This is a genomic window from Janthinobacterium sp. FW305-129, from assembly GCF_020858115.1.
In the GTDB taxonomy this organism is placed as follows: Bacteria; Pseudomonadota; Gammaproteobacteria; order Burkholderiales; family Burkholderiaceae_D; genus Janthinobacterium.
Map to the genome: position 1 here is coordinate 102,360 of NZ_JACYMM010000014.1, position 24,966 is coordinate 127,325.

The 24,966-nt window shown below is 61.1% G+C and carries 21 protein-coding genes; 13 read left to right on the forward strand and 8 right to left on the reverse strand.

The window, feature by feature from the left end:
- Positions 1–2: 2 nt before the first annotated feature.
- Positions 3–656 (reverse strand): secretin and TonB N-terminal domain-containing protein, encoded by a 654-nt coding sequence (locus IGS61_RS24870; protein WP_230542043.1) that lies wholly within the window; start codon positions 654–656, stop codon positions 3–5.
- Positions 657–922: 266 nt separating this feature from the next.
- On the opposite strand from IGS61_RS24870, the gene IGS61_RS24875 reads away from it, so the two are divergent.
- From IGS61_RS24875 to IGS61_RS24895, 5 genes are all read left to right on the forward strand, one after another.
- Positions 923–1,288 carry a hypothetical protein gene (locus tag IGS61_RS24875; protein ID WP_230542044.1) on the forward strand — a complete coding sequence of 122 codons (366 nt, stop codon included), beginning with the start codon at positions 923–925 and terminating at the stop codon, positions 1,286–1,288.
- A 94-nt stretch (positions 1,289–1,382) separates the two neighbouring features.
- On the forward strand, positions 1,383–3,731 hold the full coding sequence (locus IGS61_RS24880; RefSeq protein ID WP_077398246.1) for a Tex family protein: 2,349 nt from the start codon (positions 1,383–1,385) through the stop codon (positions 3,729–3,731).
- A gap of 4 nt (positions 3,732–3,735) precedes the next feature.
- Positions 3,736–4,206, forward strand: a complete 471-nt coding sequence (locus IGS61_RS24885) for a GNAT family N-acetyltransferase (RefSeq protein ID WP_230542045.1) — start codon at positions 3,736–3,738, stop codon at positions 4,204–4,206.
- Between the two features lie 105 nt (positions 4,207–4,311).
- Positions 4,312–4,623: a Grx4 family monothiol glutaredoxin gene (gene grxD, locus IGS61_RS24890; RefSeq protein ID WP_034753766.1), complete on the forward strand. Its 312-nt coding sequence runs from the start codon at positions 4,312–4,314 to the stop codon at positions 4,621–4,623.
- Positions 4,616–5,218, forward strand: a complete 603-nt coding sequence (locus IGS61_RS24895; protein WP_230542046.1) for a UbiX family flavin prenyltransferase — start codon at positions 4,616–4,618, stop codon at positions 5,216–5,218. The genes grxD and IGS61_RS24895 overlap by 8 nt, the downstream gene beginning before the upstream one ends.
- Positions 5,219–5,354: 136 nt before the next feature.
- Here the strand turns inward: IGS61_RS24895 and IGS61_RS24900 are convergent, their stop codons facing one another.
- Positions 5,355–5,681, reverse strand: coding sequence for a hypothetical protein (locus tag IGS61_RS24900; protein ID WP_131689791.1), 327 nt, complete (start codon positions 5,679–5,681; stop codon positions 5,355–5,357).
- 89 nt (positions 5,682–5,770) lie between these two features.
- Complete coding sequence (locus tag IGS61_RS24905; RefSeq protein ID WP_034753756.1) at positions 5,771–6,178, reverse strand: hypothetical protein; 408 nt, start codon at positions 6,176–6,178, stop codon at positions 5,771–5,773.
- 705 nt (positions 6,179–6,883) lie between these two features.
- Between IGS61_RS24905 and IGS61_RS24910 the strand changes: the two genes are divergently transcribed.
- The 6 genes from IGS61_RS24910 (at position 6,884) to IGS61_RS24935 (ending at position 13,554) form a co-directional block, all read left to right on the forward strand.
- Positions 6,884–7,288 (forward strand): MerR family transcriptional regulator, encoded by a 405-nt coding sequence (locus IGS61_RS24910; protein ID WP_034753754.1) that lies wholly within the window; start codon positions 6,884–6,886, stop codon positions 7,286–7,288.
- Positions 7,289–7,414: 126 nt separating this feature from the next.
- The gene (locus IGS61_RS24915) at positions 7,415–8,599 is read left to right on the forward strand and encodes an isovaleryl-CoA dehydrogenase (protein ID WP_070260712.1); all 1,185 of its coding nucleotides are present in this window, start codon (positions 7,415–7,417) and stop codon (positions 8,597–8,599) included.
- A gap of 53 nt (positions 8,600–8,652) precedes the next feature.
- Positions 8,653–10,452, forward strand: a complete 1,800-nt coding sequence (aceK, locus tag IGS61_RS24920; protein ID WP_230542047.1) for a bifunctional isocitrate dehydrogenase kinase/phosphatase — start codon at positions 8,653–8,655, stop codon at positions 10,450–10,452.
- Complete coding sequence (locus tag IGS61_RS24925; protein WP_230542048.1) at positions 10,449–11,645, forward strand: acetyl-CoA C-acyltransferase; 1,197 nt, start codon at positions 10,449–10,451, stop codon at positions 11,643–11,645. Before aceK ends, IGS61_RS24925 begins: the two co-directional genes overlap by 4 nt.
- Positions 11,646–11,719: 74 nt before the next feature.
- Positions 11,720–12,388: an SDR family oxidoreductase gene (locus tag IGS61_RS24930; RefSeq protein WP_230542049.1), complete on the forward strand. Its 669-nt coding sequence runs from the start codon at positions 11,720–11,722 to the stop codon at positions 12,386–12,388.
- 38 nt (positions 12,389–12,426) lie between these two features.
- Complete coding sequence (locus IGS61_RS24935; RefSeq protein ID WP_230542050.1) at positions 12,427–13,554, forward strand: acyl-CoA dehydrogenase family protein; 1,128 nt, start codon at positions 12,427–12,429, stop codon at positions 13,552–13,554.
- A 398-nt stretch (positions 13,555–13,952) separates the two neighbouring features.
- On the opposite strand, the gene IGS61_RS24940 is transcribed toward IGS61_RS24935, so the two are convergent.
- From IGS61_RS24940 to IGS61_RS24955, 4 genes are all read right to left on the reverse strand, one after another.
- Positions 13,953–14,846: a YihY/virulence factor BrkB family protein gene (locus IGS61_RS24940; protein ID WP_230542061.1), complete on the reverse strand. Its 894-nt coding sequence runs from the start codon at positions 14,844–14,846 to the stop codon at positions 13,953–13,955.
- 85 nt (positions 14,847–14,931) lie between these two features.
- On the reverse strand, positions 14,932–16,011 hold the full coding sequence (locus tag IGS61_RS24945) for a S66 peptidase family protein (protein WP_230542051.1): 1,080 nt from the start codon (positions 16,009–16,011) through the stop codon (positions 14,932–14,934).
- Between the two features lie 88 nt (positions 16,012–16,099).
- Positions 16,100–18,853, reverse strand: coding sequence for a TonB-dependent receptor (locus tag IGS61_RS24950; protein WP_230542052.1), 2,754 nt, complete (start codon positions 18,851–18,853; stop codon positions 16,100–16,102).
- Between the two features lie 217 nt (positions 18,854–19,070).
- Positions 19,071–20,873, reverse strand: a complete 1,803-nt coding sequence (locus IGS61_RS24955) for an ABC transporter substrate-binding protein (protein ID WP_442908102.1) — start codon at positions 20,871–20,873, stop codon at positions 19,071–19,073.
- Positions 20,874–21,092: 219 nt separating this feature from the next.
- On the opposite strand from IGS61_RS24955, the gene IGS61_RS24960 reads away from it, so the two are divergent.
- Both IGS61_RS24960 and dacB read left to right on the forward strand, forming a co-directional pair.
- Positions 21,093–22,331, forward strand: a complete 1,239-nt coding sequence (locus IGS61_RS24960) for a nucleoside recognition domain-containing protein (protein WP_034753725.1) — start codon at positions 21,093–21,095, stop codon at positions 22,329–22,331.
- An 8-nt stretch (positions 22,332–22,339) separates the two neighbouring features.
- Positions 22,340–23,842 (forward strand): D-alanyl-D-alanine carboxypeptidase/D-alanyl-D-alanine endopeptidase, encoded by a 1,503-nt coding sequence (gene dacB / locus IGS61_RS24965; RefSeq protein WP_230542054.1) that lies wholly within the window; start codon positions 22,340–22,342, stop codon positions 23,840–23,842.
- A 1-nt stretch (position 23,843) separates the two neighbouring features.
- On the opposite strand, the gene IGS61_RS24970 is transcribed toward dacB, so the two are convergent.
- A complete protein-coding gene (locus IGS61_RS24970; protein ID WP_230542055.1) occupies positions 23,844–24,707 on the reverse strand; it encodes a CPBP family intramembrane glutamic endopeptidase in 864 nt (287 codons plus the stop codon).
- Positions 24,708–24,966 lie beyond the last annotated feature (259 nt).

Sequence of the window (24,966 nt, forward strand, 5' to 3'; positions counted from 1 at the left end):
GCTCAGGGCGCTCCGGCCAGCAGGTAGGGTGCGCAATCGGCATCCGGATCGGGCCGCGGCGTCAATAAAATCGTCAGCGGCTGCGGCAAGCCCGCCGGCGGCGCGCCATCCATCAGCAGGCTGCGCAAGCGCTGCACCACGGCGCGGTCGCGCTGTTCCACGCCGCTCGCTTCGAGCACGTGGACGGCGCGCACCTTGCCCCGTTCGTCGAGCCACAGCTGGAAAGCCAGGCGGTAGCGGCCGAAGGCGTCCGGATGCAGACGGCACAGGGCGCGCGTCAGCGAGCGCTGCAGGATGGCCGCATAGCCTTGCAATGGTGCGGTGGCGGGGGTAACTTCGGCCGGCGCGGGCGCCGGCGCCACGGGAGCGTCGGCCAGCGCCAGCAAGGTAAACGCATTGCTGCCGCTGAAGCGCGCGCCCAGCTGCGTGCCTGCCAGCAGGCGCTGCAGCGCCTCGGCCGGCGTGTAGTCGCCGCGCACGGGCGCCGCCGTGCGCCCCGCCGCCAGCTGGCTGCTGACGAGCACGGAATACCCGGTCACTTCGCCGAACGCCACCAGGGCCGCATCGAGCGGCTGGGCAGGCAAGTCGAAGCGCACGGTGGCCGGCGCGCCCGCATCATTACCGGCCGCGCCCGCCGCCGGCCGCATGAATGTCATGAATGTCATCAGCAAACAAGCGGACAGGGCCAGGGCATTGCCTGTTGCGGTGCGGCGGTGAGTTCGTGTCATTTTCCAGGGGAATCAACGAAAAATCCTGCTCATGAAGTGTCTTGACTGCAATGTTGTCTGCAGAATGGCAAGATGGTAGCTTCGTAAAATGACAACTGCATGACATCGGTCACATCGTTGGCGGGCTGGCGTGTCATCACTGCGACACATGGCTTTGCTATGCTGAACGCTTCCCCACCGCTCCGGGAGCCGCCATGGCACGCCTGTTCTTGCTGTTGCTGTTGATCTGCGCCGCCCTGCCCGCGCAGGCGGACGAGCACACCGTCGTCGTGACGGCCGCCGCACCGCAAAAGGGCTGCGTGGAAGTGGAAGTCGATGGCAAGCGCGCGCAATCAATGTCTTGCCTGAGCGAAAAATTACTGCCGCCGGCCAACGCCGCAGCGAGGCCGCCGCCCGCCCTGTCCGGTGCGGAAGCGACCATGCAGCGTCCGTCCAACCAGCTGGGCCTGTACAACCGCGCCGCCCTCGAACACCGCATGGGCAATGCCTTCGGCAAGTCCGTCACGCCGCAGAGGCCGGCACCGCCGCCGCCCGCCAGCCCGCTGCTGCCGCCCCGTTAAAGGTGTTGTCAACGCACAGTCCATTTGCGCTGTCAAGATTGCGCAATCGCGCCGATTGCGTATCATTCCAGGCTTGATCGCTCTGGAAACAACCATGCTGCCCACTATCGAACAACGCCTTGCCCTTGAACTTGCCGCCAAACCGGTGCAGGTTGCCGCCGCCATCGAACTGCTCGACGAAGGCGCCACCGTGCCCTTCATCGCCCGTTACCGCAAGGAAGCGACCGGCGGCCTCGACGATATCCAGCTGCGCCTGCTCGAAGAGCGTTTGCGCTACCTGCGCGAACTGGAAGAGCGGCGCGCCGCCATCGTGGCCTCGATCACGGAACAGAACAAGATGACGCCCGAGCTGCTCGACGCCGTCATGCACGCGGAAGACAAGACGCGCCTGGAAGACCTGTATTTGCCATATAAACAGAAGCGCCGCACGAAGGCGCAGATCGCCATCGAAGCGGGCCTGATGCCGCTGGCCGACGGTTTATTGGAGAACCCGGAACTGACGCCGGAAATGGAAGCGGGCAAGTTCCTGCGCGAGGCGTTTACGAGTGCCGACGGCAACAACCCGGGCGTGGCCGACACCAAGGCGGCCCTCGACGGCGCGCGCCAGATCCTGATGGAGCGCTTCGCCGAAGACGCGACCCTGCTGCAAACCTTGCGCGAATACGTGCAGGAACACGGCATCGTGGAATCGAAAGTGGTGGAAGGCAAGCAGGACGAAGGCGAAAAATTCGCCGATTATTTCGACTACTCGGAAACCATTTCCACCGTGCCATCTCACCGCGCGCTGGCGCTGCTGCGCGGCCGCCGCGAAGGCATCCTCGACGTCACCCTGCGCCTGGACACGGAAGCGGAAAAACCGAAATGGGATGCGCCGCACAACCCGTGCGAAGGCCGCATCGCCGCCCGCTTCGGCATCAAGCAACAAGGCCGTCCTGCCGACAAGTGGCTGGCGGACACGGCGCGCTGGACCTGGCGCGTGAAAAGCTTCATGCACCTGGAAACGGAACTGATGGGCGCGCTGCGCGAACGCTCGGAACTCGACGCGATCAACGTCTTCGCCACCAATCTGAAGGCGCTGCTGCTGGCCGCGCCGGCCGGCCAGCGCGCCACCATGGGCCTCGATCCCGGCCTGCGCACGGGCGTCAAGGTCGCCGTCGTCGATGCCACCGGTAAAGTGGTCGACACGGCCGTGATCTACCCGCACCAGCCGAAGAACGACTGGGATGGCTCCTTGCACACCCTGGGCCGTCTTGCTGCCAAGCACAATGTGTCGCTGATTTCGATTGGCAACGGCACCGCCTCGCGCGAGACGGACAAGTTGGCGCAAGACTTGATCAAGCAGCACCCGGAAGCGAAGATGACGAAGATCGTCGTCTCGGAAGCGGGCGCGTCGGTGTATTCGGCGTCCGAATTCGCTTCGAAAGAGTTGCCGGACATGGATGTGTCCCTGCGCGGCGCCGTGTCGATCGCGCGCCGCCTGCAAGACCCGCTGGCCGAACTGGTCAAGATTGACCCGAAATCGATCGGCGTGGGCCAGTATCAGCATGATGTAAGTCAAAGCCAGTTGGCCCGCTCGCTCGATGCCGTGGTGGAAGATTGCGTGAACGCCGTGGGCGTGGACGTGAACACGGCGTCCGCTCCCCTGCTGGCGCGCGTGTCCGGCCTGTCGGCCAGCGTGGCGCAAAGCATCGTCACCTACCGCGACATGAAGGGCGCGTTCACCTCGCGCGCGGCCTTGAAAGCCGTGCCGCGCCTGGGAGATAAAACGTACGAACAGGCGGCGGGCTTCCTGCGCGTGATGGGCGGCGAGAACCCGCTGGACGCCTCGGCCGTCCACCCGGAATCGTACCCGCTGGTGGAAAAGATTTTGGCGGACATCAAGAAGGATATCAAGGCCGTCATCGGCGAAACGGCGCTGCTGAAAACCCTCAGCCCGGCAAAGTACGCGGATGAAACCTTCGGTGTGCCGACCATTAGCGATATTCTGAAGGAACTGGAAAAGCCGGGCCGCGACCCGCGTCCGGAATTTACCACCGCCACCTTCAAGGAAGGCGTGGAAGAAATCCGCGACTTGCGCCCGGACATGATTTTAGAAGGCGTCGTCACCAACGTGGCCGCCTTTGGCGCCTTCGTCGACATCGGCGTGCACCAGGATGGCCTCGTGCACATCTCGGCCCTGTCGAACACCTTCGTCAAAGACCCGCACACGGTGGTCAAGGCCGGACAAGTCGTGCGCGTCAAAGTGCTGGAAGTCGACGAGAAGCGCAAACGCATCGCGCTGACCATGCGTTTGACGGACAGCGCGCCGCAGGCGGGCAGCAAGCCGGAGCAGCGTGGCGACCGCAACGACCGCCGCAGCATGGCGCAGCACCAGTCGCAGTCGCGCAACGCGCCGGAGCCGGCCGGCAGCATGGCCGCCGCCTTCGCCAAGCTGCGCGGCTAAGCCCATGGCCGCCGGGCATGACCTCGTCATCCTGGCGGTCGACGCCGCCAGCCCGGATGCCCGGCTGCTGCTCGACGCATTGTCGGACGCGCTGCTGTGCATCAATGGCGACAGCGGCCGCTCCTCCTTCGACGTGGAGGCGGCAACGCCGCGCGGCGGCTTTTATCTGGCCCGCGACAGCGCCGGCACCCTGCTCGGTTGCGCCGCCCTGCGGCCGCTGGGCGAAGCGGACAGCGCCATAGGCGAACTCAAGCGCATGTATGCGCGCCCCGGCAGCACCGGCGCGGGCGCGGCCCTGCTGGCCCATGTGGAGGCGCAGGCGCGTGGACATGGCTACCAGGCACTGCATTTGTCCACCCGCGTGGCGAATGGCCGCGCGGTGGCGTTTTATGCCAGGCACGGCTATACACCCGTCGTTGCCTGGGGCAAATACGTGGGCGCGGCACAATCGACCTGCCTGGGCAAGACCTTATAAGCGTCAACGTGGCTGACTTGCCCGATTTATGACCTGAGCGCATACCCGTGCCGTCGTTTTCTTATAAAATGACGGCATCTATTTATTTACCCATCAGAGGCAGCTATGAGCGACGTACAAACCTGGATCAAAGAAACCGTGACGAACACGCCAGTCGTGCTGTTCATGAAGGGCACGGCCCAGTTCCCGCAGTGCGGCTTTTCCGGCCGCGCCATCCAGATCCTGAAAGCATGCGGCGTAGAAAACATCGCCACCGTCAACGTGCTGGACGACCCGGAAGTGCGCCAGGGCATCAAGGATTACTCGAACTGGCCAACCATTCCACAGCTGTATGTCAAAGGCGAGTTCATCGGTGGTTCCGATATCATGAATGAAATGTTTGAATCGGGCGAACTGAAGTCCCTGCTGGATGCCTGATAGCCAAACGCAGCGGCCGCGCCGTATCGTCGTGGCCATCACGGGCGCCACGGGCGCCGTGTATGGCTTGCGGCTGCTGCAATTGCTCGGCGCCATCCCCGGCGTCGAGACGCATCTGATCCTGTCCGATGCCGCTGTTTTGACCCTGCACCAGGAAACGGGCGTGGGGCGCAAGGACATCGAAGCGCAGGCGCACGTCGTGCACAAGCTGCGCGATATCGGCGCGTCAATCGCCAGCGGCTCGTTTCAATCGGATGGCATGGTCGTCGCGCCGTGCTCGATGAAGACCCTGGCGGCCGTCGCGCATGGCTTGTCGGATAATCTGATCACGCGGGCAGCCGATGTGGTGCTCAAGGAGCGCCGGCGCCTGATCCTGATGGTGCGCGAAACGCCGTTCAACCTGGCGCACCTGCGCAATATGACGGCCGTGACCGAAATGGGCGGCATCATCTTCCCGCCATTACCGAGCTTTTATCACCACCCGCAGAGCATTGCGGACATGGTCGACCATACGGTGGCGAGGGTCATCGACCTGCTCGGCATCGAGCACGCCCTGGCACCACGGTGGAATGGCCTTAAAGCGTCAGAAACCTGACATCACCAACGCAATCAACTTATAAGCGGGGAAACCCCTGCCAAGTCACGATGCCTGACAAAAGCGTAGCGAGCGGCAGTGAGGCTCGCAGACTACCTATGCCGACGCGCAGCAGCTTTGGTCAGGCATCCACCACTCAGCGTTTTTCGAACTGAACGGCACTGGCCTGCTTCAAATCCCTGGCTTCTTCAACCATCCTGCGGTGGGCGATCCGTTTGCGCATCACTTCCGCATGTTGCGCGGCAGTCATGGGGGGCACGGTCATCAAGTCTTTCAGCTGCGCGGTATTGCTGTAGTTACTTTTCATAAGACGGCTCAAATGCTCGGCTCCGTAGTGGATGAACTGGCTGCTTCTGATGTGATTATGCGCTGGTATTGGCCGCTGCGCCGCTGCGTGCGGGATTATTGTCAAATAATTCCGCTGCAGCGCAACATGCGAGGTCTTATTGTGCGGCAAAATCATGTCTCCAGTATGACCTTGCGCAAATAAAAGAACAGGAAGAGCACCGTCAGCAAAAAGCGGACGGCGCCGGCCGGGGATGGCCTGAATGCTTACTTTTGGTAGTTGACTCTCACCAGCATGCGAATAAATTCTCGCGCGATTTGACGATGATGTTCATCTAATCTTTGCAAATCGGCAATTAATTTCACATCAGCGGACTCAAAACGCGACAAAGCGCTGCCCGCTTCGCCATTCGGCGTGGCGCTTTCCGGACCGCCAAAACGCAACCATTCCGCCGGAACGCCCAACCATTGGGCAATCATGCGCAATTTCTCTTGCGTGGGAATTGCTTCACCTACTAACCATTTCCTAGCTGCATGCACAGTAATCGGGCGTCCGTCGAAACGAATGTTGAATTCCCGGGCCAGTCTGGTCGGGCTGTCTGGAGAGTAATGGGCGTTTTTGAGAGCCAACTGAAGTCGCTGGCTGAAGCTTTCGCGTTCGTTAGAAGAATTCATAGGTGTACTATTTCATGTTGTAACATGAAAGTCAGTTTCTTGAATGACCATACAGATTGTTACATTTGAAAAGAGTATCAATTAACAATTAACACTCCGGCCGGCCTTTCCGGGTGAAAATGTGGGCCGAATTTTCTCTTGCGATTCTGTGTGGCTTCGGGTCAAATTCGCGGCTAGCCTTGATTTTCGCACTGCAGCACGATTCAAAGCCTCGGTTTGGCATTACAACGTACGGTATCGGATAATGCCCTCCTCTATCGATACGCGCAATGCCCATGCCATACAATTTCTTGTAGACAAAGTTTTCAGAAGGGCCATTTTGTTTTCAATATAGAAACAATCTGAACAGCGTGCTCATAGTGGAACGTTGTTTTTTGATCGTGCCTAATGGAAAGAATCTGCGCCAAAAAAATTTTACTGCCATCGTAGCGAAAAGAATGTCGCAGTTATGCCAGGAAAGCTCTTTTTGGTGTCATCTTGGCCACCAACTCTCGATCTTAAGCGCGTTTGCGCAAGAAGAATCAATTTATTTTCAGTAATTGTTGTCTTATTCGCCAAATAGCCCTCTCTGCGCCTTCTTTTGTTGCAGCACGGGCAGGGCACGCTACAATAGTATTGACGTTGACGTAAACGGCACTTTGCCCCCTTTTCTCGCAGTACCCATCGAGCTACCGATCACCCATGCAACCGACACCGCCCGCCCCCATGACGACCTATACCATCACCGAACTGGCGCGGGAATTCGACATCACGGCGCGCGCCATCCGTTTCTATGAAGACCAGGGCTTGCTCAGCCCGAAACGCGAAGGCGCGGGCGGACGCAGCCGCGTCTACACGCCGCGCGACCGCACCCGCCTGAAGCTGACCCTGCGCGGCAAGCGCCTGGGCCTGGCGTTGTCGGAGATCAAGAGCCTGGTCGACATGTACGAGTCGCCGAAGGACACGCGCGCGCAGATGGACCGCTTCCTGGGCGTCCTGGCGCAGCACCGCCAGACCCTGGAGCAGCAGCGCATCGATATCGAAATGGCACTGGCGGAAATCAGTGCGCATGAAGACGCGTGCGCGCGCATGCTGGCGGACTTGAACCTTGATAAGGCGCAAACAAACTAAAGACGCAGGCAGGTGACAGTTGCCGCGCGCAGCGCTTTACGTTTACGTAAACGTCACAACTGAGTATCATAGCTTCACTGACCCGGCACCCATGACCGCCACACTTATAACGACGACGAGGACGACATGCTCCATCTCCCAGGCTTGACCTTTGACCACGGCGACGACATCGCCTCGCTGCGCGAAGCGATCCAACAATTTGCCGCCGCCGAAATCGCGCCGCGCGCGGCCGAAATCGACCGCACCGACCAGTTCCCCATGGATCTGTGGCGCAAGATGGGCGACATGGGCTTGCTCGGCATCACCGTCAGCGAAGAATACGGCGGCGCCGGCATGGGCTACCTGGCGCACATCATTGCCATGGAAGAAATCTCGCGCGCCTCGGCTTCCGTCGGCCTGTCCTACGGCGCCCACTCGAACCTGTGCGTGAACCAGATCAAGCGCAACGGCACGGCCGAGCAAAAAGCCAAATACCTGCCGAAACTGATCACGGGCGAGCACATCGGTGCGCTGGCCATGTCCGAACCGAACGCCGGTTCCGACGTCGTCAGCATGAAGCTGCGCGCCGACTTCAAGGGCGACCGCTGGGTCTTGAACGGCACCAAGATGTGGATCACCAACGGCCCCGACGCGGACGTGCTGGTGGTGTACGCGAAGAACGACCTGGAAGCGGGCCCGCGCGGCATGACGGCCTTCCTGATCGAAAAGAATTTCAAGGGCTTTTCCATCGCGCAAAAGCTCGATAAGCTGGGCATGCGCGGTTCGCACACGGGCGAACTGGTGTTCCAGGATTGCGAAGTGCCGGCCGAAAACGTGCTGGGCGGCCTGGGCAAGGGCGTCAACGTGCTGATGTCGGGCCTCGACTTCGAACGCACCGTGCTGTCCGGCGGCCCGCTGGGCATCATGCAGGCCTGCATGGATCTGGTCGTGCCCTACGTGCATGACCGCAAGCAATTCGGCCAACCCATCGGCGAATTCCAGTTGATGCAAGGTAAGCTGGCCGATATGTATTCGACCATGATGGCCTGCAAGGCCTATGTGTATGCCGTGGGCCAGGCTTGCGACCGCGCCACCACGCCGGAAGCCGTGCGCCAGCTGCGCAAGGATGCGGCCGGCGCCATTCTGTATAGTGCGGAGAAGGCAACCTGGATGGCAGGCGAAGCGATCCAGGCCCTGGGCGGCAACGGCTACATCAACGAGTATCCGGCCGGCCGCCTGTGGCGCGATGCCAAGCTGTACGAAATCGGCGCCGGGACCAGCGAAATCCGCCGCATGCTGATCGGCCGCGAACTGTTTGCGGAAACAAAGTAAGCACGGGCGCGCGGCGATCGACTGGGTGAGGAGCCATTCATGCGAGCACAGCTATGACGCACATTGCCTTCCCCAAATTGCTTTCTTCCCAGATTGCATTCGATATCGCGCGCACCATCCGCGACGGCTTCGACAAGCATTACCGCCTGTTCCGCGAAACGAGCCAGCAAGCCAAGCAGTATTTCGAGCAAGGCGCCTGGAGCGCGGCACAGGCGGCGGCCCGCGAACGCATCGACTTTTATGACAAGCGCGTGCAGGAATGCGTGCAGATGCTCGAAGATGAGTACGAAGAGTCGGAGTTGAGCGACGAAGTATGGCGCGAACTCAAGCTGCACTACATCGGCATGCTGACGGAACACAAGCAGCCGGAACTGGCGGAAACCTTCTTCAATTCCGTCTGCTGCAATATCCTGCACCGCACGTATTTCAATAACGACTATATTTTCGTGCGCCCCGTCGTTTCCACGGAATACATCGAAACACAAGACCCCGCTCCTACTTACCGCGTGTATTACCCGGGCAAGGATGGCTTGCGCCACACCTTGCAGCGCATGGTGAGCAACTTCCAGCTGGACTGCGCATTTGCCAACCTGGAGCGCGACGTGGCCCAGGTGGAAGCGCGCCTGCAGCAGCTGTTCGGCAGCGACCGGCTGGAGCCGAACCACCAGCTCCAGGTACTGACCAGTTTGTTCTACCGCAACAAGGGCGCCTACCTGGTCGGCAAGGCCATCAACGGCAACCGCGAATACCCGTTCGTCGTGCCCATCCTGCACAACCGCCACGGCAAGCTGGTGCTCGACACGGTGCTGTTCGAGCAGCAGCAAATCGCCGTACTGTTTTCGTTTACGCGCGCGTATTTCCTGGTCGATATGGAAGTGCCGTCCGCCTACGTGCAATTTCTCCGAAGTTTGCTCCCGCGCAAGCCTCGCAGTGAGATTTATACGATACTGGGCTTGCAAAAGCAGGGCAAGACCTTGTTTTACCGCGACTACCTGCAGCATTTAAAACACTCGTCGGACCACTTCGAGAGCGCACCCGGCATTCGCGGCCTGGTGATGCTGGTGTTTGCCCTGCCGTCGTTTCCGTATGTCTTCAAGGTGATCAAGGATTTCTTTCCTCCTCCCAAGGAAACCACGCGCGCGCAAGTCCAGCAAAAGTATTTGCTGGTGAAACACCACGACCGCGTGGGCCGCATGGCCGACACGCTTGAGTATTCCAATGTGGCTTTTCCCCGCGCCCGTTTTGCCGCGGAACTGCTGGCCGAGCTGAAACAGTTCGCCCCCTCGCTGATCGAGGAAGAGCACGGGCAGATCATCATCCGCCACCTGTACATCGAGCGGCGCATGGTGCCGCTGAACATGTGGCTGAGCAATGCCGAGAAGGAAGGCCGCGACGACCTGGTCGAACACGCCATCGTCGAATACGGCAACGCCATCAAGGAGCTGGTGGCGGCAAATATTTTTCCGGGCGACATGCTGTACAAAAACTTTGGCGTGACCCGTCATCAGCGTGTCGTATTTTACGATTACGATGAAATCGAGTACATCACCGATTGCCAGTTCCGCGCCATCCCGCAAGCCCGCACGGAGGAGGAAGAAATGTCGGCCGAACCGTGGTATCCCATCGGCAAGCACGATGTGTTTCCCGAACAATTCGGCACCTTCCTGCTGGGTAATCCCCGCATCCGTAAATATTTCATGCAGCACCATGCCGACCTGCTGACGGCGCAATACTGGCAGGCGCGCAAGCAGCGCATCGAAGACGGCCATATCGAGGACGTCTTCCCGTATCCGCAGCACCTGCGTTTTTGTATGCAGTCACCTTCCCTACCCTCAACCGGAGATCCAACATGAATGATCCAGTCGTAATCGTCGGTGCCGCGCGCACCCCCATGGGCGCCTTCCAGGGCGATTTTGCCAACGTCACCGCCAGCGACCTGGGCGCCGTGGCCATCCGCGCCGCCGTCGAACGGTCCGGCGTGGCGCCGGATGCCGTGGAACACGTGTTTTTCGGCAATTGCCTGATGGCTGGCCAGGGCCAGGCGCCCGCGCGCCAGGCCTTGCGCAAGGCGGGCTTGCCCGATTCCACGGGCGCCGTGACCCTGTCGAAAATGTGCGGCTCGGCCATGCAGACGACCATGTTCGCGCACGACACCTTGCTCGCCGGCAGCGCCGACGTGGTGGTGGCGGGCGGCATGGAATCGATGACCAACGCCCCCTACCTGGTGCCGAAGGCGCGCGGCGGCTACCGCATCGGCCACGGCATGATCTATGACCACATGATGATGGATGGCCTGGAAGACGCCTACAGCCGCGATGAAAAGGGCAACGCCCGCTCGATGGGCACGTTTGCCGAAGAATGCGCCAGCCAATACAGCTTCACGCGCGAAGCGCAGGATGCGTTTGCCATCGAATCCGTGAAACGCGCGCAAGCGGCCACCAAGGATGGCAGTTTCGAATGGGAAATCGTGCCAGTCACCGTTTCCGGCCGCGGCGGCGACACCATCGTCAGCATCGATGAAGGCCCGCAAAAAGCCCGCCTGGAAAAAATCCCGACCTTGAAGGCGGCCTTCAAGAAGGACGGCACCATCACGGCCGCCTCGTCGTCGTCGATCAACGATGGCGCGGCCGCCCTGGTGCTGATGCGCGAATCGACGGCGAAAAAGCTCGGCTGCACCGTCATCGCGAAAATTCACGGCCACGCCACGCACGCGCAGGCGCCGAACGAGTTCACCACGGCCCCCATCGGCGCCGTCAAGAAACTCTACGCCAAGACGGGCTGGAGCAGCAGCAATGTGGACTTGTTCGAGATCAATGAAGCGTTCGCCGCCGTGCCCATGGCCGCCATGCACGACCTCGACATTCCACACAGCAAGATCAACATCCACGGCGGCGCCTGCGCGCTGGGCCACCCGATCGGCGCCTCGGGCGCGCGCATCATCGTCACCCTGCTGGGCGCCCTGAAAAAAACCGGCGGCAAGCGCGGCGTGGCGGCCCTGTGCATCGGCGGCGGCGAAGCGACGGCGATGGCGATCGAACTGGTATAAGCTCTTCCCGAGCACGGGCGCGCACGGCAGTTCACGGTGCGCGCCTTTTCATTTGACTACCAGGGAGAAAACATATGCCAACCGCATTGATCATCGGCGCCTCGCGCGGCATCGGCCACGAACTCGTCCGTCAATACCGCCACGACGGCTGGCGCGTGATCGCCACGGCGCGCACGCCGGACGCTTGCGAGGCCCTCAGGCAACTGGGCGCGGAAGCGCACCAGCTCGACGTGACGGATGTGGAAGGCTGTGCCGGCCTGGGCTGGAAGCTCGACGATGAAAAGCTCGACGTGGCGATCCTCAACGCGGGCGTGTACGGCCCCCGCCACGACGGTTTCCCTGCGCAAGCCGATTTCGACCTCGTCATGCACACCAACGTGCTGGCGGCCATGCGGCTGCTGCCGATCCTGGCGCCGCTGGTGGCGAATGCAAAAGGAAAACTCGCCGTGCTGTCCTCGCACATGGGCTCCCTGAGCGAACGGGGCAACCCCAGCGGTTCGCTGTACCGCGCCAGCAAGGCGGCCTTGAATTCCGTGCTGATCGATACGGCCCTCGTGCATGGCCCGCAAGGCGTCAGCTGCGTGGCCTTCCACCCGGGCTGGGTGCGCACGGACATGGGCGGCGCCGGCGCCGATATTTCCCCCGAGGAAAGCGCAGCCGGCATGCGCGCCACGCTGGCCAGCCTGCCGGCCACGGACAAGGCCGTGTTCCGCAACTACGACGGCAAGCCCATCGGCTGGTAATTCCCCACACACCATAAAAACAAACGAGACGACGTCCCATGATACTCAATGAAGAACAAACGATGATCCAGGAAGCGCTGCGCAGCTTTTCGCGCGAGCGCCTGGCGCCCAACGCGGCCCGCTGGGACAAGGAACATCATTTCCCGAAAGAAGAATTGCAGGAACTGGCCGCGCTGGGCGCCTTTGGCGTGGCCGTGCCGGAAGCGCTCGGTGGCGCCGGCCTCGACTACGTGTCCTTGGCCCTGGTGCTGGAAGAAATCGCCGCCGGTGATGGCGGCACGTCGACCATCATTTCCGTGAATAATTGCCCCGTGTGCAGCATCGCCATGATGTACGCCAACGATGCGCAAAAGGAACAATGGCTGCGTCCGCTGGCGCAAGGGACCATGCTGGGGGCGTTTTGCCTGACAGAACCGCACACGGGCAGCGACGCCTCGGCCCTGCGCACCACGGCCAGCCGCGACGGCAATGACTACGTGCTCAACGGCACGAAACAATTCATTACCAGCGGCAAGTATGCGGACGTGGCCATCGTCATTGCCGTCACCGACAAGGCGGCCGGCAAGCGCGGCATCAGCGCCTTCTGGGTGCCGACGAACACGCCAGGCTACATCGTGGCGGGACTGGAACAGAAGATGGGCCAGCACTCGTCGGACACGGCGCAAATCCTGTTCGAGAACTGCCGCATCCCCGCGGAAAATCTGATCGGCGAAGAAGGGCAAGGCTACAAGATCGCCCTGTCCGGCCTGGAAGGCGGACGCATCGGCATCGCTTCGCAAGCCGTGGGCATGGCGCGCGCCGCGTATGAAGCGGCCCTGAGCTATGCGCGCGAACGCGAGAGCTTTGGCAAACCCATTTATGAACACCAGGCCGTGCAATTCCGCCTGGCCGACATGGCCACGCAGATCGAAGCGGCGCGCCAGCTGATCCGCCACGCGGCGGCCATGAAGGATGCGGGCCTGCCCTGCCTGAAGGAAGCGGCCATGGCCAAGCTGTTTGCATCGGAAATGGCGGAAAAAGTGTGCTCGGACGCCATCCAGGTGCACGGCGGCTACGGTTATGTGTCCGATTTCCCCGTCGAGCGCATCTACCGCGACGTACGCGTATGCCAGATTTATGAGGGCACCAGCGATATCCAGAAGATTTTGATTGCCAGGGCTTTGTAAACCCGAGGCAGATGCTGGGGTCGTACCCTGCAGGGTACGACCCCGGGGTGAGGCCCTTGGGTTTTCAATGGACGAAAAAAAGCCCGCTAAAACGCGGGCTTGTTCCAATGTATTACCAATGCTTTAATCGTGTCATGGACGCCAGTGCTATCTGCAAAGTGCCTCCTGATTTTCGGACTCCCATGCTATCTGCATGGTGACTCCAAGTGTAAAATCGACCATCGTATCCGGAATTACAAAATCCATTTCTTCGCACTGTCACGCCATCGACATTACACCTGTCGGTCGCCGCGCTGAAACTGGATAGTGAGATGATTTGTTGCCAAATCTCAATCACTGAACGGAGTATAGCACAGCTTTTTGTGCGGTGCAACAACGAATTGAAACCATACCTTAAATCAAGTCCTTAGCGCCAGCGGCTTGTCTTCTTCGCCGCCACGGGCCACTCTTTCGTATTCGGAAATCACTTGCGCGCCCAGCAGCAGCAAGGTGGCGCCGATTTCCAGGCTGAACATGACGACGATGGCCGTCGTCATCGAGCCATACACGACATTGACCTGCGACAAGGTGGAAAAATACCAGACCAGCACGTGGCGCGCGATTTCCCACAGCAGGGCCGCCGTCACGCCGCCGATCAGCGCATGCGTGATCGACAAGCGTCCGACCGGCATGACCAGGTAAATCGAGCTGAGCACGAGAATCTCTCCCGCCAGCCCCAGCAGATACAACAGCACGCCGGAGACGCCTTCCAGGCCCCAGTCGTGGCGCAGGAAGCGCACGCTTTCCTCGCCCATCACCTGCAGGCTGCCCGCCACCAGGGTAATGAGCAAGATCCCCACGCCCAGGCACAGGATGTAGCAGTACGGCAGCACGGCGGAAATGAGGAAATGGCGGCGGCGGATGGCGACGCGGTGAACAAAGATCACGCTCATGGCGTTTTCCAGCACGGTAAACGCCAGCGAGCTGAAAAACAGCATGGTCAGCAACAGCAGCCAGCCGATCACGCCCCGGTTGTCGAGAAAATGCGCGATCTCGCCCACGATGGCCTTCGATTGCCCCGGCACCAGCCATTCCAGGTAATGGCCGATTGTCTGCAGCAATTCATCTTGCGCGATCACGTGCGACAGCGCCACCACCACCAGCATCAGCAGGGGCACGATGGACAGCAGCGAGTAATACGCGACGGCGCCCGCCAGCAGCAAGCCCTGGTTGGCGCGGAAACCCTTGAGCACCTGCAGCGCGAAGGCCAGCGGGTGGCTGAGGATGTAGGTACTGGCGTGGCGGTTGATCATGTCGGGAGCGGTGTAGAAGGCGGCGCGGCCTCGTGCCACGCCTTATCACACTAGCATACTGACAATCTCCCCGCTGCACCGTGCGCTAGCAGACGGCCGGCTCCAGCAGGGTCAAGGTTTGCCGGTCCGCATCCAGGGTCGCCAATATGCCCATCGGTAGCGTGAACTGGTGGCGGATGTGGCCAAACGAGTAGCCGCTGACGGCCGGCACGCGCAAAGGCTGCAGATGCTGATCCAGGGTGTCATTCAGGGTCAGCGCCGTGTCGCCCTCGGCCGCCTCGCAATGCTCGAAGATGCCCAGCATCAAGGCGGCCGCGTGCTTGAAACCGACGGACAGGTCGAGCTGGCACAGCATGCGGTCGATGCGGTACGGCACTTCATTGATTTCTTCGAGGAAAAGGATGCGCTCGCGGAAATCGGCCGCATACGGCGTGCCGGCCAGCGCGCTGACCAGGCACAAGTTGCCGCCCGTCAAGCGTCCCGTCGCCTGGCCGCCGTGCACGGTGCGGATGGCGAAATTCGGCTGCGTCTGCGCGCGGCGGTGGTTGTCCAGCGCCATCGGTATCGTGTAGCTGTCTTGCGGCGTCATCAGCACATTACGCAGCTGCGTCACCGTGTAATCGGAAAACGTGGATGAAGCCACGGGGCCGTGGAAAGTCACCAGGCCCGTCTGGCGGCCGATGGCCAGGTGCAGGGCCGTGATGTCGGAATAGCCGATCAGCACTTTCGGATTGCGCTGGATCAAGCCATAGTCGAGCAGCGCCAGCAGCGAAATGCAGCCGGAACCGCCGCGGATGGCCCAGATCGCCTTGACCTCGGGATCGGCGAACGCCGCGTGCAGATCGTCGAGGCGCTGCTGCACCGTGCCAGCATAGTTGCCGTGCACGGCGCGGATATTCGCGCCCAGGCTGGCGCGCAGTCCCAGCGATTCGATGTTGCGCTGGGCCCTGGCGATGGCCTCTTCATCCGTAAAACCGCCCGGCGCGATGATGGCCACCAGGTCGCCGTCGCGCAGGCGCGCCGGTTTGATCAATGCGTGGTGCTGTTGCATGTGTTTGCCCTTCCCTTGCGCGGCCGCCGCCCATGCCGGTGTGCCTGCCGCCCCCACGGTGGCGGCCAGCAAGCCGCCGAAACGGCGCCGGCTGAGATTGGTCTGACTGGACATGCGGCCCTTTCCTGGAATAAAAACGGCGACGCCAGGCGCCGCCGCACGAGGTTAGCATGCCAGCGGGATCACCGCCGGCAGCGCCGCCTTACATGAACTTGTACTTCAGCTGGAAGGTGAAGGCGCGGCCGCGCGGGTCAGCCACGCGCGGATCCCAGCCGGCGCCCACCACTTCATCCACGTTGTGCGCGGTGAACGGCGGATCGCGGTCGAACAGGTTCTGGATGCCCAGGGTCAAGGTGGTATTCTTGAAGCCCGTGTACGTGCCCGACAAGTTATACGTGGTGTAGCTGGATACGTCCGACTTGAAGCCCGGTGGCGGCGTGCCCTTGCCGTCATTCGGTACCTGGTCCTTGTAGCCGGAAGCAAAACTCTGGATCAGCAAGCCGCTCCAGTCGCCGCGCGACACGCCAAAGCTGGCATTGTGTTTCCAGCGTAAGTACAAATCACGCGTGTAGAAATTGCCAACCAGCTCCTTGTATTCTTGCCCCTTGTATTCGGCAAATTTGAAGCTGTCCATGTACGTGCCGTCCAGGGTCGCCGTCCATTTCACTTCCTGGACCTTGCCTTCGCCGCGCAAGCTCACGTCCAGGCCGCGCACGCGGCTGCCGCCCGCATTGAACCAGCCCGCCTGTACATAATCGATGGTGCCATCGGCCTTGCGGAAAATATACTGGTTCAGCGCCTGGTAATTGTCCAGCACGACTTTCGGCGTGCGTTTCAGGAGCTGGTCCTGGGTATTGATGGCCCAGTAATCGAACGAGGCGGAGTAACCCTTGACCGGTTCGATGACGATGCCAACGCTGCCCTGCTTCGACGTCTCCGGCTTCAGGTTCAGATTGCCGCCCGTCGTATAAATGAGGCGGGGAATGGAACAGTATTCGGTCACGCCAGGATGCTTGGCGCAGCCTTCCTGATCCTTCGCGCCATTTGGCAGCTCCTGCGTCAGCACGCCCGAATACAGCTGGTCGAAACTCGGTGCCAGGAAGCCCTTGCTGGCCGAGGCGCGGAACAGGATGAAGTCGGCCGGCTGGTAGCGCAAGGCAATCTTCGGATTCGTCGTGGCGCCCACCTGGCTGTAATCGTCGCGGCGCACGGCCAGCTGCATTTCCAGCTCTTTCATGATGGGCACCAGCAACTCGGCATACACGGCCTTGACGTTGCGGCTGACATCCTTCAATGCAGCATTTCCTGGCGCCAACAAAATCAGGTTGGCATCGACATCCTGCTCAAAGCTGTAGCCCTCGCGGCGCAAATCAAAACCGGCCGCCATCGCCACGGCACCAGCCGGCAGCTGGAACAGCTCGCCCGAGACGGAACCGTCGATCTGGGTGAGAGTCGTCTTGCCGTGCTGGAAGGCGCCACGGAACTTGGTCGACTCGATCAACTGTTTGGCCGCGTCCGTCTGGCTCTGGCCCGCGCCTACCCAGGGATTGATGATGCCTGTCCCCAGGGCCGCGTACAGCTTGTCCGTGTAGGAATAGCCGTCCGTCAGCTTGGTCTTGGTCGTGCTCTGCGCGTAGGAAACACCGGTCTTGTAATCCCATTTGCCGAAGTTGCCTTCAAAACCCAGCAGTACGCGGGCGTTATCGGTCGTATTTTCCTGCGTGCGGTTGCCCACGTCATTCGCGCGCCATTTGTAGGCAATCGGCTTGGTCTTGTCGAAAGACGGGATATAGGCCGACAAATCCTGGTAATACGCGCCACCCACGGGGTAGACGGCCTTGTTGGCGATGCTCGTCTGCACCTGCATCGGCGTCAAAATGGCCGTAGCCTTGGTGCGCGAACCGAGCGCCTCGACAAACATGCGGTGGTCGGGCGCCAGCTTGAACGTGCCGCGCGACAGGAAATTGGCCCGCTCGACGGGGAATTGCAGCACATAGTCGGCGCCGTAGTCATACGCACAGGAATGCGTGGTACTGCGCGGTGACGTCACGTCTTTCCACAGTGCCGTCTGATATTGCGACATGCCGGCGACGCTGTCGCACTTGCCCTGGAAGCTCAGCGGATTGGCTTGCAGGTATTGATTCGGGTCGCCAGGCAGCTGGAACGACGTACCCAGCGCCGTGCCGGCTCCCGCCATCTGGTTGGCAAACGGCGTGCCCGTGGTGTCGGGCGACAGGCCGCGGCCAGGCTGGTAGCCGTTGACGAAGGAGCGATCACGGCCATTGAGCTGTTGCGCTTTATCAACGGTCAGGCTGGCCATGAGGTTGTAGCCATCCTCTTCCAGCGAGCCCGTGCCGGCCAGGATGGAAGCGCGGCGCGTGGCGCCGCCGCCTGCCTGCGTATCGTTGGTGGAAACGGACGCTTCCACGCCGCTGTAATTGGTTTTCAGAATGAAATTGATCACGCCGCCGATGGCGTCCGTGCCATAGATGGCCGAGGCGCCATCCTTGAGGATTTCCACGCGTGAAATCGCCCCCAGCGGAATGGAATTCAAGTCGACGGCGCGGCCACTGGCACCATGCGTGGCCACGCGGCGGCCATTCAGCAGCACCAGGGTCGCGCCCGGTCCCAGCCCGCGCAGCGAGGCGAACGAGGCGCCGCCAGCCAGGCGGTCCGCATCGGCGCCAAACACGTTATTGCCCGAAGTCATGTTCTCTGCGCCCGTGCCATTCGCCGACAGGGTGCGCACCAATTGCTCGGCCGTCGTGATGCCCTGCTTTTCCATCTGGTCAAAGGTGATGACTTGCACCGGCAGCGCGCCTTCCTTGGCGACGCGCTTGATGCTGCTGCCCGTCACTTCGACCCGTTGCATTGCTGGCGGCGCCGCTTCCTGTGCCACTACCGGCCCCACTACCCCCATCAATGCCACCAACTGCGCTAGTTTCTTCAATTTCACTGGTCTCTCCTTGTTGGGCAATCGAAACTTGAGTTCTCAAGTCCAGGCTGTTTTGTAAGGTCGCGGCGTCTGTCTCGCGGTACATTTTTTTATGACGCCAGCGCTTTACTTTATTTGTTTTCATTTTCAGAGTAGCGCGATGCAACCAGGCCCAGCCAATGAAAAATGCTTTCCTAACCATAACTTTTTGGAATGAATGCCCTTTTCAGCGACGTGGTCACTTGCCTGCGGGGCGGCCCTTGGCGGGATCGACGTCCAGATAGCGCCAGGACGTGAATTCCACGGGGTGGCGCCTGTAGTTTTTTAGCCACGGTTGCTGCAGGTCGGCAGAGATGGGATGCGTCAGCAGCACCCACGGCGTGTAAGCGTGGATCAGCTGAAACAGGTCGAAGTACAGACTGCGTCGGCGCGGCGTATCGGATAGCAGGCGCGCCTCCTCATAGCGTTTATTGTAATCGGGCAAGTTGAAGCGGGCATAGTTGGCACGGCCAACGTTGCCACCATACAACAATTGCATAAAGTTATCGCCATCGGGGAAGTCGGCGATCCAGTTGGTCTCGAACATCTGCACCTTGCCCAAGCGCGAGGCCTTGATGATTTCCGTCTTCTTGTCGCTTTTAAATTCCACGCGCAGGCCGATGGCGTTCAGGTTACGCCGCCACAATTCGTCGCGCAGCCGCCCCACCGTGCTCGGTTCCGTATGCATGGTGAGCAGCAAGGGCGTGCCGTCCGGCTGCGTGCGGAAACCGTCGGGCCCCGCCTTGTAGCCGAAGCGCTCCAGCAGGGCGCGCGCCAGCACGGGATCGTAGCCGACGGGGCTGCGGTAGCTCTTGTCGTAACCGAGCACATTGGGCGGCAGCGGCGACTGCGCCGGCAAGGCCAGGCCTTTCTTTAATAGCGCGATATCTTCGCGGCTGTTGTAGCTGAGGGCGATGGCACGGCGCAGGGCCAGCTTGTCCTTGCTCGTGCCGCCCAGCACGGGATCGTCCATATTCATCCACATGTAATACGTCTGCAGCACGGGAAAGCGCGTCAGCTGCAAGCCCTTGGCGGCCAATGCCGGTTTCAGCGCGCCGTTTTCCAGCACCATGTCCGTCATCGATTCCGGCACTTGTTCCAGGTAATCGAATTCGCCTTTCAGAAAACCCAGCATGCGCGATTGATATTCCTCAACGATGCGCACCTCGATGCGCTCGACCAGCGGTAATTGCTTGCCTTCCAGCGCGGCGGCGACGGCGCGCGCATCGGCCGGCAAGGCGGCCAGCGCCTTGGTTTCCGTATGAAACACGGTAGGACGGAAAGTCGGGTTGGCTTGCAGCACGATCTTGTCGCTGCGCTTCCACTCTTTCACCAGGAACGGCCCCGTGCCCACGGGGTGGTTGCCGATCTGCCCTGCCGCCGGGTACGCTTCGGCCACTTCGCGCGCCACCACGGCGGTGGCCGGCATGGCCAGGTAAAACAGGAAATTCGGGTCGATGGCGTTCAGGCGGATGCGCAGGGTGTATTTATCCAGCGCCTGCAAACCGGCGATCGGCGTGTCGTAGCTGAATCTGGCTTTCAGGGCCGCATCACCGACCAGCTTGTCTTCCAGCAAGAACAGCCACGGCGACTTCAGGCTGGGGTCATACAGCCGCGTCAGGCTGTACACATAATCCTGCGCCGTCACTTCGCGCGGCTGGCCTTTGAAGGCAGGATCGGGCGTGAAGAAAATGCCGGGCTGCAAGTGAAAGAGATACGTGCGGCCGCCATCTTCCACCGTCGGCATGCCGCGCGCCGTATTGCCCTGCAGCTGCACCGGGCGCGCCAGGTAGTCATAGCGCAGCAGCGGGTCAAAGATGTTTTCCATCAAGTTCAGGCTGGCCAGGTCCGAGGCTACGGCCGGGTCCAGGCCCGTCTCGCTGGTGCTCAAAAACAGGTGCAGGGTCTTGTTCGCGCGGGCATCGGCGGCGGCGTGGGCCGGTACAGTGAACAGCGTCAACAGGGCCAGGCCGGCGGCGCAGGCGGTTTTACGTAACAACATCATCAGTGGTCCAGTGCAGACAAGGGTAAGGAACGGCGATAAGCGGCAGGCATCCCCCACACTACGCGGGCACGCGACGGGGCGCCAATGAAAACAGGCTGCCAGCTTATAACTTTTTGGCATGCGATTGCTGCATTCTTTCATCAACTCGTATCGGGCTGCCTCTATACTTTGCTTGCAGCACCTTTTCACCTCCCCGAAATACAGAACTGATCGCATATGGCACTTAATTACATCTGGTCCGGCTTTTTCCTCGTTGGCTTCCTGGCCGCAGTGCTGCAGTGGCTGTTTCTCGGCGATACCGATATCTTCAAGCGCATCATCGACGGCACGTTCGAAACGGCGCGCATGGGCGTGATGGATATCGCCCTGCCCTTGGCGGGCGTGATGACCTTGTGGCTCGGCATCATGAACATCGGTGAAAAGGCGGGCATCGTCGGCTGGCTGGCAAAAGTCATCGCGCCGTTCTTTTCGCGCATCTTCCCGGAAATTCCGAAAGACCATCCGGCCACGGGCCACATGGTGATGAATTTCTCGGCCAATCTGCTGGGCCTGGACAATGCGGCCACGCCGTTCGGTTTAAAGGCCATGGAAAGCCTGCAAACCTTGAACCCGAACAAGGAAGAAGCGACGAATGCGCAAATCATGTTCCTGGTGCTGCATACCTCGGGCCTGACCCTGATTCCGCTGGCCATCATGGCGCAGCGCTCGATTCTCGGCGCGGCCGACCCGTCCGACATCTTTATCCCCTGCATGATCGCCACCTACGTCGCCACCATGGTCGGCATCATCACGGTGTCCATCAAGCAACGCATCAACCTGCTCAACCGGGTCGTGCTGGGCTGGATGGGCGGCATGACGAGCGCCATCGTCGCCATGATCTGGTATTTCACGCAATACCTGACGAAACAGGAAATCGAACTGGTCTCGAAAGTGGTCAGCAATCTGGTGTTGATCAGCGTCATCGCCATTTTCATCATCGGCGCCCTGCGCAAGAAGGTGAACGTGTATGACGCCTTCATCGAAGGGGCAAAGGGCGGCATCCAGACCTCGATCACCGTGATTCCCTACCTGGTCGGCATGCTGGTGGCCATCAGCGTGATCCGCAATGCGGGCGTATTCAATTTCCTGATGAGCGGCATGAACTGGTTCTTCGCCAACCTGGGCATCAATACGGACTTCGTGCCCGCCCTGCCGACGGCCATGATGAAGCCGCTCAGCGGTTCCGGCTCGAAAGCCATGATGATCGATGCCATGAATACCTACGGCGTCGACTCGTTTGTCGGCCGCCTGGCCTGCGTCTTCCAGGGCTCGGCCGACACCACTTTCTATATCGTGGCCCTGTATTTCGGCTCGGTGGGCATCCGCAAGACGCGCTATGCCATTACGGCCGGCCTGATCGCCGATCTGGCCGGCGTGATCACCGCCGTGTTCGTCGCCTACGTCTTTTTCCACTAAGGAGAGCCATGTTCCGTCCCATCCTCATCGCCGCCTTGCTGGCGGGCATCGGCCTGTCGAATGCCCAGGCGCAATTGCCTGAATCCGTCAGCCTGCTGTTGCGCAGCGCGAATATCCCCGAAGACGCCATGGGCGCCATCGTCTTGCGCGGCAACACCACCGTGCTGTCGCATGGGGCGGAGCGCAGCATGCAACCCGCATCCACCATGAAGCTGGTGACGACGGCCGTGGGCCTGGAACAATTGGGCCCCATCTTCCGCGGCCGCACGGAACTGCGCACCAGCGCCGACGTCATCAATGGCGTGCTGAAAGGCGACCTGATCTTGCGCGGCGGTGCCGACACGGATTTCAATGCGGACGTGCTGGCACACATGCTGCAGACCCTGCGCAACCAGGGTATCGTGAAAATCAAGGGTGACCTGATCCTGGACCGCCAGCTGTTCCAGCCGGCCCGCCCCGATATCGGTACGCCGCCGTTCGATGAGTCGGCCGAGTTCCGCTACAACGTCATCCCCGATGCCTTGTTATTGAACACCAATTTGCTCGATATCAATATGAACTCGACGGACCGGCAATTGAGCATCCTGATGCAGCCGCCGCTCGAGAACGTCAGCATCACCAGCGACATGAAACTGGTCAAGGGCAGCTGCGCCAAATGGGAAGACGGCTGGCGTCCGCCCGAATACCGGCGCGATGCGAGCGGCAAGCTGCAGGTGATACTACACGGCACCTTCCCGCAAAATTGCAGCAAGGCCACCAGCATCAATGTGCTCGACCGCAATGATTATGCGGACCGCTTGTTCCGCGCCACCTGGAAACGCCTGGGCGGCACGATCACGGGCACCGTGCGCGAAGCGCCGTTGACGGGCTTGCCGCCGACGGCCGAACCGGTCGGCACGCGCATGCTGGCCGACCACGTGGCGCGCGCCTTGCCGGAGGTCTTGCGCGATATCAACAAGACTTCCGACAACACCCTGGCCCGCACCCTGTTCCTCAGCCTGGGCAGCCTGCAAAGCGATGGCTGGCTGGGCAGCCGCCCCGTCGCCATGGCCGCGCCGGAAGACACGGCCACGCGCGCGCGGCAAGTCATCCAGGAATGGTTCCAGCGGCACCATATCGACACCCAGGGCATGCTGGTCGACAACGGTTCCGGCTTGTCGCGCACGGGACGCATTGCGCCAGCGCAAATGGCCGGCGTGCTGCAGGCGATGCAGCAAAGTCCGTGGGCCCCCGAGTTCCAGTCCAGCCTGCCCATCGTGGCGCTGGACGGCACCATGCGCAAGCGCCTGCTGAACAGCCCCGCAGCCGCGCGGGCCCGCATCAAGACGGGAACATTAAAGAATGTGGTGGCCATTGCCGGCTACGTGCCTGACGCCAACAACCAGCTGTGCGTGGTGGTCGCCATGATCAATAGCGACCTGGTGGGTAATGGCAACGGCCGCGCCGCCGTCGATGCGCTGATCGAGTGGGTGGCCAGAAGCGGCGTCGCGCCGGTGGTCGCCGGTCAATAGACTAGTCCCGTGCCGTGCGTGGTGCGCTGGCAAACGCCAGGCGCAGCACGTAGGCTGCGACGGCGCCGATCAGCAAGACGGTCACCAGCGACGCTTCCACGCCGAAGGCGCCGCCCGTCAGCATGGCATTGCCCACCAGTTCCCCCCGCAGCAGGCCGTCCGTGGCCGCATGGCCCGATACCGTCGAGGAAAACACCTGGCTGACGCAATAATTCCAGCCGACATGCGTGCCAATGCAAACCCACAGGCGGCGCGTCTGCATGTACAGGGCGGCTTGCAACACGCCATACGCAGCAATCGCGGCGATGGCCAGCAGCGAAAATCCGGCATTGGGCAAATGGGCCAGGGCGAACACCAGCGATGAAATCACGATGGCGGCCTTGCTGCCCAGCGCACGTGCCGTCACGCCGAACACGATGCCGCGAAACATCATCTCCTCGGCCATGCCGACCAGCACGAGTTCAGCCAGCGGCAGCAGCAACATCAAGCTCAGGGCGTTGACGCCGCTAAACTGATATACCCCCAGCGCTGCCAGCACGACAAAGGTAAGAAAGACCAGTCCGGCGCCGAGCAGCAATCCGCGTCCCAGTTCAAGCGCCATGCCCGGCATTGCCAGTTCGGCCGGCTGGCGCTTTTCGATGCGCCGCACATAGAAACGGTAACCGAACCACACCAGTACCGCCGCCAGCAGCTGCGGCCACAGGACGCGGTAAGGCTTTTCCACCAGTTGGGAGGCAGTCCCCATCACCAGCGGCACCGCGGCAAAGGTCAGCACCATGCCCAGCACAATCTGCACCAGTGGATAGGCCATCAGGCGCGCCAGGGGGGATTTTTTCGTTGCCATGCTCAGGGTGTTGTCCATCATCGCTTTCCTCGTGGGTTGTCAGGGTATGGTTGCTAGTTGTTTCATACAGCGATAGTAGCAGTATTTATATAAGCACTTATATAAATATCGAAAGATGTTGTATTTTAAGCACCCGTGGGGAATGAGTGAAAGCGGGAAAAGGATGGCGAGGAATCAGCGGACGAAAAAAAACCCGACCATTTCTGATCGGGTTTTTCTCTAGGTGGAACAGCCGGGGGCTGTTTCACCAAATAACAAGCCTGACGATAACCTACTTTCA

Coding starts and splice junctions, on each gene's coding strand:
- IGS61_RS24870 (WP_230542043.1), bottom strand. CDS start 656: ATGACATTCATGCGGCCGGCGGCGGGCGCGGCCGGTAATGATGCGGGC.
- IGS61_RS24875 (WP_230542044.1), top strand. CDS start 923: ATGGCACGCCTGTTCTTGCTGTTGCTGTTGATCTGCGCCGCCCTGCCC.
- IGS61_RS24880 (WP_077398246.1), top strand. CDS start 1,383: ATGCTGCCCACTATCGAACAACGCCTTGCCCTTGAACTTGCCGCCAAA.
- IGS61_RS24885 (WP_230542045.1), top strand. CDS start 3,736: ATGGCCGCCGGGCATGACCTCGTCATCCTGGCGGTCGACGCCGCCAGC.
- grxD (WP_034753766.1), top strand. CDS start 4,312: ATGAGCGACGTACAAACCTGGATCAAAGAAACCGTGACGAACACGCCA.
- IGS61_RS24895 (WP_230542046.1), top strand. CDS start 4,616: ATGCCTGATAGCCAAACGCAGCGGCCGCGCCGTATCGTCGTGGCCATC.
- IGS61_RS24900 (WP_131689791.1), bottom strand. CDS start 5,681: ATGATTTTGCCGCACAATAAGACCTCGCATGTTGCGCTGCAGCGGAAT.
- IGS61_RS24905 (WP_034753756.1), bottom strand. CDS start 6,178: ATGAATTCTTCTAACGAACGCGAAAGCTTCAGCCAGCGACTTCAGTTG.
- IGS61_RS24910 (WP_034753754.1), top strand. CDS start 6,884: ATGACGACCTATACCATCACCGAACTGGCGCGGGAATTCGACATCACG.
- IGS61_RS24915 (WP_070260712.1), top strand. CDS start 7,415: ATGCTCCATCTCCCAGGCTTGACCTTTGACCACGGCGACGACATCGCC.
- aceK (WP_230542047.1), top strand. CDS start 8,653: ATGACGCACATTGCCTTCCCCAAATTGCTTTCTTCCCAGATTGCATTC.
- IGS61_RS24925 (WP_230542048.1), top strand. CDS start 10,449: ATGAATGATCCAGTCGTAATCGTCGGTGCCGCGCGCACCCCCATGGGC.
- IGS61_RS24930 (WP_230542049.1), top strand. CDS start 11,720: ATGCCAACCGCATTGATCATCGGCGCCTCGCGCGGCATCGGCCACGAA.
- IGS61_RS24935 (WP_230542050.1), top strand. CDS start 12,427: ATGATACTCAATGAAGAACAAACGATGATCCAGGAAGCGCTGCGCAGC.
- IGS61_RS24940 (WP_230542061.1), bottom strand. CDS start 14,846: ATGATCAACCGCCACGCCAGTACCTACATCCTCAGCCACCCGCTGGCC.
- IGS61_RS24945 (WP_230542051.1), bottom strand. CDS start 16,011: ATGTCCAGTCAGACCAATCTCAGCCGGCGCCGTTTCGGCGGCTTGCTG.
- IGS61_RS24955 (WP_442908102.1), bottom strand. CDS start 20,873: ATGTTGTTACGTAAAACCGCCTGCGCCGCCGGCCTGGCCCTGTTGACG.
- IGS61_RS24960 (WP_034753725.1), top strand. CDS start 21,093: ATGGCACTTAATTACATCTGGTCCGGCTTTTTCCTCGTTGGCTTCCTG.
- dacB (WP_230542054.1), top strand. CDS start 22,340: ATGTTCCGTCCCATCCTCATCGCCGCCTTGCTGGCGGGCATCGGCCTG.
- IGS61_RS24970 (WP_230542055.1), bottom strand. CDS start 24,707: ATGATGGACAACACCCTGAGCATGGCAACGAAAAAATCCCCCCTGGCG.